General features: G+C 47.2%; 2 protein-coding genes. Both read left to right on the top strand.

What is annotated here, in order from left to right; genetic code table 11:
- Positions 1-248: 248 nt before the first annotated feature.
- Positions 249-689, top strand: a complete 441-nt coding sequence (locus C508_RS20085) for a helix-turn-helix domain-containing protein (protein ID WP_018704834.1) — start codon at positions 249-251, stop codon at positions 687-689.
- Positions 676-1,325 (top strand): tyrosine-type recombinase/integrase (locus tag C508_RS19740; RefSeq protein ID WP_018704833.1); only part of this gene is annotated, 650 nt, incomplete at its 3' end. The genes C508_RS20085 and C508_RS19740, both read left to right, overlap by 14 nt.

Below are 1,325 nucleotides of genomic sequence, written 5' to 3'. Positions count from 1 at the left end.
CCGGCAAAACGCCGGTTCTGGCAATTTCCCGGATTGTCAGCATGGTCGGTTTTTTGTGTTCCATGAAATTCTCTCCTTCCGTGAGTTTCTATACACTATTATATAACTAATAGTGAGAAAGTTCAATGGTTAATCTCACACATGGTTATCTAAAAAAACGATACAACACAAAACAATCTAACAAAATGTTATAAGTCGCTTGACTGGGTTAACATTTAGTGATAATATAAAGCTGCGAGGTGATAGAGATGTTTGCTGATAGACTGAAAGAAATTCGTACTGAAAAAGGCATTACGCAGGTTCAACTTGCCGAAACGATGGGAGTATCCAAAGGAACGGTTGCCATGTGGGAAACAGGCAAACGGGAGCCAAACTTTGAAACATTAAATCAGCTTTCGGAGATCTTCGATAAGCGAATAGACTACATTCTTGGCTACTCCAACGATGCTTCTTCTCCTAAAATGACTGAGGAAGATATCGACCAACTTGGCGTGTGGGCAGCGGAAGACAGCTTCAATGAAACAGTGACTGCATACCTTAGGCTTGATGAATATGGCAAAGCGGCGGTCGAGAGCCTTATCCGCGCGGAAATGGTTAGATGCCATGAGCAGGGTACGCTGTTTGCGGAAAGCGGCTTCTCGGTAAGCATTCGTTTGAAAAAGGATGTGAAGGACGATGCCGAGTGTTAATAAGCGGGGCGATACCTTTCGCATCATGGTGTCCCTTGGCTATGACTTAAAAGGACGCCAAATCAGAAAAACCACGACCTTCAAACCGCCGGAGGGTGTTACTCCCGGCAAGGCTGAAAAACTGGCGCTGGCCTTTGCTCACGAATTTGAGAAGAAGTGCCAGGGCATGGCGAATATGAATGAGAACATTCGCTTTGTGGAACTGGTGGAGTGGTATTACAAGCAGATCGCGCCGCATAAGCTGAAAGAAGCTACCATGTACGGCAACCGAAAACTGATTGATTTGTATGTGCTGCCGTACATCGGCCATCTGAAGCTGAAGGACGTCACCACAGCAAGGATTGATGAATTGTTCAATCTGCTGCTCAATAATGGCAGAACGACTGAAACCTACCGATTGAAAGACCCCGCCTATCTGCCGAAAGGCTCATGGCGTCCCACTTCAAGAAAGGCAGGCGTGACGATGCCCACATTGAAGGAGGCGGTTCGTGGGACTGCGGTTACCAAGCCGACTGCTGAGAAAATCGCGGCGGCAATCGGGAAAAAGCTAAAGGATGCCTTCATTCTGGAAAAGAGTGGCGGCGGCTTAGACCCGCAGACGATTATACGAGTGCGGACAGCAACGTCTCCCATTTT

It is taken from the genome of Anaeromusa acidaminophila DSM 3853, from assembly GCF_000374545.1.
In the GTDB taxonomy this organism is placed as follows: domain Bacteria; phylum Bacillota; class Negativicutes; order Anaeromusales; family Anaeromusaceae; genus Anaeromusa; species Anaeromusa acidaminophila.
Note: the sequence above shows the minus strand (reverse complement) of the source record. Positions and strands in the feature narration are given on the sequence as shown.